The organism is Desulfosporosinus hippei DSM 8344 (assembly GCF_900100785.1).
In the GTDB taxonomy this organism is placed as follows: Bacteria; Bacillota; Desulfitobacteriia; order Desulfitobacteriales; family Desulfitobacteriaceae; genus Desulfosporosinus; species Desulfosporosinus hippei.
Genome location: NZ_FNCP01000058.1, coordinates 1 through 5957 on the forward strand (window position 1 = coordinate 1; position 5957 = coordinate 5957).

A 5957-nucleotide genomic window follows, 5' to 3' on the forward strand; every position below is an offset into this window, starting at 1 on the left:
TGAATGTCTCCATGGGAGCCACCAACGAACTGATGAAACACCCTGATGTAGCCATGATCCTAGCTACCGGCGGAAGCGCCCTGGTTAAAGCCGCCTACAGCAGCGGAAAACCGGCCCTCGGTGTGGGCCCCGGAAACGTCCCGGCCTTCGTGGAACGCAGTGCCGACCTGGCTAAAGCCGCCGAATATATCGTCATGGGCAAAACCTTTGATAATGGAACCATCTGTGCTTCCGAACAAGCCATTGTCGCCGAAGAATGTATTGCCGATGACCTCATTATCCAGCTTAAGAAACAAGGCGCACATTTCCTCGATCCCGACGAAGTGGCCAAAGTCTCCAAGGTGGTCATGTTAGCAAACGGAGGAGTCAATCCGAAAGTTGTGGGCAAAGAACCCAAATTCATCGCCCAACTGGCAGGGATTTCTATCCCGGAGCAAACCAGATGCTTAGTGGCCCCCTTAGCAGGCGTCGGCCCCCAATGGCCCTTATCCTATGAAAAACTCACCACCGTCTTAGGCTTTTACCGAGTGGCGGATTGGCATGAAGGCTGCGAGCGCTGCTTCCAGCTCTTAGAAGCCGGCGGAGTAGGACATAGTTTGGCCATGCACTGCAACAACCTAGAAGTCATCCGAGAGTTTGCCCTGAAGAAACCCGTCAACCGCTTGCTGATCAATACACCGGCAGCTATGGGCGGCGTAGGAGCCACTACGGGCTTAGCCCCCTCCTTCACCTTAGGCTGCGGCACCTGGGCAGGATCTAGTGTCTCAGAAAACGTAACCCCCATGCATCTGCTGAACATTAAGCGAGTGGCCTGGCATCTGGGAATTCCGGAGCGCAAACCTGTAGAGCCCATGAATGCCCAGGAAAGCAGGGAGAGAGCTCAAGTCCAACAACAAACTTCAGCAAATCCGCAAATCGATGCTGAGTTAGTGCAAGAAATTCTTAACAAAGTCATGCAGCACATAAACGGCATGAAATGCGGTAAATAAAGAATAAAATCTCTACCTTTAACCATTAAGATTGGGGACTCGTACAAGAATCCTAAGCCTCGAACCACGAACATCGAATATCGAACAACGAAATTAGGGAGGGACTAAAATGGCACAAGATCGAAGTGTAATAGCACTTGGCATGATAGAAACCAAAGGATTAATCCCAGCGATCGAAGCAGCCGACCAAATGTTAAAAGCAGCTAATGTGGTACTCTGCGGAAAAGAACACGTCTCCGGCGGACTAGTCTCCGTCATGGTTCGTGGCGATGTCGGCGCGGTCAAAGCCGCCGTCGATGCAGGAGCCGCCGCCGCTCAACGCGTGGGAGCACTCCTTAGCGTTCACGTCATTCCACGCCCCCATCACGATGTGGAATATATCCTGCCTGTCGGTGATAACAAAAGCTTTGGAGATAAATAAGTAAAGGTCAAATGTTCGAGCCAGAGGTTAGACAACGTAACTCATTGACTTCAATCTATACAGAAAATTAATTAATATTGAAGCAAAGTGTACTGACCGCTGGCTTCCGACCTCTGACTTCTGTAATGAGGTGAGGACTTGATCGTCACAGAATATGAACTGCGTGCCAATTGGCATAAAAATAAAGAAAAGCTGATCATCTTACCGCCGGGAAGTGTGATCACACCCTCGGCCAGAGACTTTATCCGCTCCAAGGGAATCGATGTCCAGATCGAAGGAAACGGACTGCAAGACCTTCATAAGACCACCTTTTCCACGGCAGCCCAAAGCCTGAGCCGAGGGTATCAATCTAAACCTACTGAAGAGCCTAAGAGTCATCAGGATACCCAAGCCCAGACGGCAGCTACGGTTATGAACACAGGCACAAATGCATTGGCAGCGACAAATACCACGACACCGACGGCAGCCCCAATAACCCCAGCAGGGGTTAAACCGGAACACATGACCCATCTGCATCAGGGTGCGTTAGTCACCAAGACTCACCCGGTGATCGCCTACCGCGGGCAACTTGACTTGTTTCAAGGTGACCTGGTTGAAGCCCAATGCTACTTTCAGCAAGCAGGGGAAGAGACGCTGATTCAGCACCTGGAAGAAATCTCTGCCCTCTGCCGCCAACTCATGGTGAGTGAAGTCAAACAAGAGCCCTTTCAATGGAGCACCTTGCTGGGACTAAGCCCGGAAGAACTGCGGGAAAGATCCCATCATCCTAAAAAGTATTATGGGATCGATCACACCCCGCTAAGCTATACCCATGGCCCCATCGTGGCTAGACTTCACCGGCTAAGAGCCAAGTCCCGAGAAGTGGAGCTCTATGCCAACCGAGCCTTCACCGCTGAAAACGGTGAATGCAGCCGAACGGACTTGATTCAGGCTCTGAATCGACTCTCTAGTGCCTTCTACATTCTAGCCTGCGAAGTAAGAAGCCGAATAACCCAGGAAGGTCAGAACCAAGCTAAGAGGGAATCTCAGAGGGAATCCCAGCAGGAATGCCTGAAGGAAGCCCCGGTAAAACGAGTTGCCGTAGGGATCTCCAATCGGCATATCCATCTCTCCCAAACCGACCTGGAAGCCCTCTTTGGAGCAAACTATACCTTAACCGTCCAAAAAGAACTCTCTCAACCCGGACAATTTGCGGCGCAAGAAACCGTCAGCTTAATCGGGCCTAAAGGACGGCTGGAGAAGGTACGGGTCTTAGGCCCCGTTCGAAAAAACACCCAAGTAGAAATCAGCGTCACGGACTGCTTTAAACTGGGCATCAAACCAGTGATCCGAGACTCAGGCCAGCATGAAGGCACCCCCGGACTAAGGATTGAGGGCCCAGCCGGAACCGTCGAACTAACCAGCGGCGTCATGGTGGCCAGCCGACACATCCATCTCCATCCTGAAGATGCCCGGGAATGGTGTTTAAAGGATGGCGACCGAATTTGTGTCAAAGTCGAAAGCCCTCGCCCCATCACCTATGAAGATGTCTTAATCCGTGTCAGTGACCAATACCAAAAAGAACTGCACCTGGATCTGGATGAAGCCAATGCGGCCCTCATTGAAGCCACGAGCCAGGGCATCCTTCTGGGGGTATGACATGAATGAAGAACTAATCCGCCAAATTGTCACCCGCATCCTGTCAGATCCCAGCTTACAGGGACTCTTACAAGGAACCGGCAAAAGTCAAGACGCTTGGTCAAGGGTTAAATCCGAAGCCTTAGTTCTCTTAAACTATGTCTCGGATTTCCCGGGTGTCTTAACCACCGTCCAAGAACGATGGGGAGAGACCTACACCCTCCGCATCCTGCCCAGCGACCAAGTCTATCAGGCGAAACCGGAACTGCCGGCAGGGATGAGTTGGATCAGTGCGGAAGAGGCCTTGGGAAAAGCAGACTGGCCCAAAGTAATCCTACCCACCTGTTCCGCCAATACCTTAGCCAAAGCCGCCTTAGGAATACGAGATAACCCCATCAGTGAACTGATCGGACGAGGGATCAGCCAGGGAAGTTCTATAGAGCTCATCACCGAGTATCTGGGCTTTACAAGCCGGACACCTGCAGCCTATCGGGAACTTTATGAAGGCTATCTGGAGAAACTAAAGTCCTTTGGAGTTCAGATCCTTAGGAGTTTAAACCCAAGCTGTGCAGACGTAAAGTTCGGCTCACAGGAGCCCAACCTAATCCTCGATCAGAAATTCCTTAGTCAGCAACCTAACTTACTCACCGATGAACAAAAGACAGTAAACCAGGCGTCAAAGGCTCAATCCAAGGAATCCCAACCTAATCAATACCCGGTCATCAATCAACCGGTGCGGTCAGTCTTTGCTGACGAACCAGACCTCAAGCGCGAAGAAATCTACTATACCAAGAAATTCCTAGGGGATAAACAAGCCTACGGATTTCCGGAAGCCTCAAGGGTCTTGGTCAGTGCAGGAACCGTCATCTCCCCCTTAGCCCGAGACACCCTGAAACAACGGCGAATCGAGCTCTGTCTGGAGAGAGAAAAAGGGAGGGGACAAGGATGATCCTAGCCCGAGTCATCGGAAATGTCTGGTCGACCCGCAAAGAAGAATCCCTGCGCGGTCTAAAATTCCTGGTTGTCCAACCCGTGACCCTCTCCTATCAGGAGGACGGAACGCCCCAGCTCAGGGAGTTCGGGAATTCCCTGATTGCCGCCGACCAAATCGGAGCCGGCGAGGATGAAATCGTCATGATCGCCAGTGGATCCTCCGCCCGACAAGGCTTAGCCAATAACAACATCCCTATTGATGCCACCATCGTCGGCATCATCGATAAAGAAACCTTTGAAGCGTAAAGCTTAAGCAGGTGAAAAAATGAGTAAATTAACCCCTCAAGAAATCAGCGAGAAAGTTCGAAAGGCAGGGGTTGTCGGAGCAGGTGGCGCCGGATTTCCCACCCATGTCAAACTCTCGGCCCAGGCCGAAATAGTGATTGTCAATGCGGCGGAATGTGAGCCCTTACTGAAAACCGACCAACAACTGGCCGCCCGCTATCCTGAACAACTCATCAAGGGCTTAACCCTAGCCATGGAATCTACCGGCGCCCAAAAAGGGATCATCGCTTTAAAAGCTAAATATAAAGAAGCCATAGCCGCTTTAACCCCCTATGTTCAAACCCGAGATAACCTGGAGATTGTGATCATGCCGGATATCTATCCGGCGGGAGACGAAGTCATCACCATCTGGTTAACCACGGGACGGCGAGTACCACCGGGTGGAATCCCCTTAAACATCGGCGTTGTGGTCAATAACGTCCAAACCCTGATCAATGTGGCCAAAGCCGTTGAGGGAACCCCCGTCACCACCCGAACCCTCACCGTTACAGGGGCCGTGAAAAACCCCATCACCGTCACCGTACCCCTCGGAACCTCCATCCGTGAGGTCCTGGAACTGGCGGGTGGAGAACGAGGAGATCTAGCCTATATTAATGGAGGGCCGATGATGGGCAGCTTAATCAGCGACCTCTCCGCCCCGGTCACCAAAACCACCGGCGGACTGATAGCGCTGCCGGCGAATCACATGCTCATCGAACGCAAAGGAATGACCGTGGACAGCATCTTGCGCATTGCCAAAACCGTCTGCGAACAGTGCAGTTTCTGTACGGATCTTTGCCCCAGACATCTGATCGGCCACGAACTACCGCCTCATCGCCTGATTCGTGCCGTAAACTACAAAAACGTCGGCGACCCCACCCTGGTCACCAGTGCTCTAACCTGCTCGGAATGCGGGGTCTGTGAAGCCTACGCCTGTCCGGTGGGAATCTCACCCCTCAGAGTCAATATCGCCTTAAAGGCAGAGCTTAGAGCCAAGGGTATCAAGTATCAGGGAGAGCTGGGCAAAGTAGACCCCATGGCTCAACATCGCTTAGTGCCCTCCGCCCGTCTCATGGATCGATTGAGACTAAGACCTTGGTACAAAGACGCCCCCTTATCCTTAGATAAGTATGAACCGGAGGAAGTCAGTATCAAGCTGCAGCAGCATATCGGAGCCGCCGCCGTACCGGTTGTCAAGGTCGGAGACAGGGTTCGAGTGGGACAGCTCATCGGGGATATCCCGGAAGGAGCCCTGGGTGCCAAGCTTCATGCCAGCCTGGAGGGAACAGTGACTCAAATAACGCCCCAAGCCATAACGATAGGGAAGGGTGGTGCAGCCAAATGATCCATGCCATAGGGCTGGTGGAAACAACCAGCATAGCCCAAGGGATAGAATGCGCCGATATCATGAGCAAAACAGCGGATGTGACCATTTTGGTCGCCAAAACCATCTGCCCCGGAAAATACATCGTCATGGTCAGCGGGGATGTCTCAGGAGTCCAGCAATCCGTGAACGCCGGAGTCGACTTAGGAGCAGAGACAGTGGTGGATTCCTTTGTCATTCCCAATGTCCATCCCTCAATCCTGCCCGCCATCGGAAGAGCGAACGCTCTAAAGGATATTAAGGCCTTAGGCATCATAGAAACCTTTACCGTTGCCTCCCTCATCGAAGC

The 5957-nt window shown here is 52.3% G+C and carries 7 protein-coding genes; all 7 read left to right on the forward strand.

Features of this window, described 5'->3' with window-relative positions; genetic code table 11:
• On the forward strand, positions 1–989 hold a 989-nt coding region (locus tag BLS16_RS22860; protein ID WP_092335879.1), incomplete at its 5' end, for an aldehyde dehydrogenase family protein.
• 109 nt (positions 990–1098) lie between these two features.
• Positions 1099–1410, forward strand: a complete 312-nt coding sequence (locus BLS16_RS22865; RefSeq protein ID WP_014902502.1) for a BMC domain-containing protein — start codon at positions 1099–1101, stop codon at positions 1408–1410.
• A 138-nt stretch (positions 1411–1548) separates the two neighbouring features.
• Entirely contained in the window at positions 1549–3048 is a 1500-nt protein-coding gene (gene pduL / locus BLS16_RS22870) for a phosphate propanoyltransferase (RefSeq protein ID WP_092335880.1), read from the forward strand.
• Position 3049: 1 nt separating this feature from the next.
• Complete coding sequence (locus BLS16_RS22875; RefSeq protein WP_092335882.1) at positions 3050–3976, forward strand: HFCD family protein; 927 nt, start codon at positions 3050–3052, stop codon at positions 3974–3976.
• Positions 3973–4266, forward strand: coding sequence for a EutN/CcmL family microcompartment protein (locus tag BLS16_RS22880; RefSeq protein ID WP_092335883.1), 294 nt, complete (start codon positions 3973–3975; stop codon positions 4264–4266). Before BLS16_RS22875 ends, BLS16_RS22880 begins: the two co-directional genes overlap by 4 nt.
• A gap of 19 nt (positions 4267–4285) precedes the next feature.
• Complete coding sequence (locus tag BLS16_RS22885) at positions 4286–5629, forward strand: 4Fe-4S dicluster domain-containing protein (RefSeq protein WP_092335885.1); 1344 nt, start codon at positions 4286–4288, stop codon at positions 5627–5629.
• Positions 5626–5957: BMC domain-containing protein (locus tag BLS16_RS22890; RefSeq protein ID WP_143015573.1), on the forward strand; the 332-nt coding region annotated here is incomplete at its 3' end. The genes BLS16_RS22885 and BLS16_RS22890, both read left to right, overlap by 4 nt.